General features: G+C 68.6%; 1 protein-coding gene. It reads right to left on the bottom strand.

The genetic code is table 11. The annotated features are described in order from the left end of the window. Nucleotides 1-120 precede the first annotated feature (120 nt). A partial coding sequence (locus JYJ84_RS37160; RefSeq protein WP_205190346.1) for a metallophosphoesterase occupies nucleotides 121-1,167 on the bottom strand: 1,047 nt, incomplete at its 5' end.

The raw sequence follows: 1,167 nt of genomic DNA on the forward strand, positions 1-1,167 counted from the left end.
CGGTTTCGGCCGGCGCGCCGTGAGCGGCAAGCGCCAGGCCGGCGAGCACAGCCGCCGTGGCCAGCGTGCGCAGCGTTTGCAGGCCGCGTGCATCGCGGCCGTCACATCGAACTCCTTCACTCACGGCGCAATGAACCCCGTCTTGTCGCAAGCGAGCGTCGTGCCCGACTGGTTGCACGACGCGAGCAGCTTGCCGGCTGCCGAATATGCGTGGAACACCCAGCCGGTCGCCGGGGCGGCGCGGCGTTCCATGATCAGGAAGCCGAAGCTGTTGTTGTGCGACAGCCGCTCGATCACGGCGCCCGGTGCGGGCGTCAGCCCGGCCGGGAACGGGTCGGGCAGCGCGACGTCGAGATTGTCGCCGCCGTTGCCGGACACGATCGTCGCCGGATGCCCGGACGAGAAGTTGATCGCCTGGAAGTCGTGCACGTGCCCGTGCAGTGCAACGTGCACGCCGGGCGGGTAGTACGCCTGTGCGTTGAGGCTCGACATCACCGACTGCAACGCGAGGTTGCCCGGCGCGGGCGTGCTGCCGGCGATCGGCGCGAACGCGAGGATCGGATGATGGTTCGTGAAGATCGTCGTCGTCATGCCGGCCTTCGATGCGAGCGCGGCAACCGTCTGGAACTGCTTCTGGTAGATGCCGAATTGCGCGTCGGTCGTCTTGAGCGGCGTGCGGCCGACCTTCGCGGTGTCGAACACGATCACTTGCGAGCCGCCGCCGAGCGACACCGCATAGGGTTCCGAATAGTTCGCGTTGTTGTCGTTGGCCGGATCGTCGCACGAGCGCGCGGCCGAATACGGACGCGGATCGAGGAAGCGGAACCAGCCCTGGCCCGCGCGCGCGCATTCCTCGTGGTTGCCGCGCACGACGACCCACGGCGCCTTCGCGAGCAGCGGCGCGGCCGGGCGGAACAGGTCGGCCTGCCACGTATCCCAGCCATAGCCCCACGGGCTGTCCTTGCAGCCGGCGACGTCCGGCGGGCACGCGTTCTCGCGATAGTGGTAGTCGCCGATGTGCATCACCAGATCGGGCGACAGCTTCGCGACGCTGGCCGCGATCGTGTCGAGCGGCCACACCGTCGCGTCGTTGCACGCCTGCCATGCGTTGTCGGCTTTCTTCATGCGACAGCCGGTGTCGGCGATGAGCGCGATGCGTTGCGGCTG

This window comes from Burkholderia sp. LMG 13014, assembly GCF_905232215.1.
Lineage (GTDB): Bacteria > Pseudomonadota > Gammaproteobacteria > Burkholderiales > Burkholderiaceae > Burkholderia.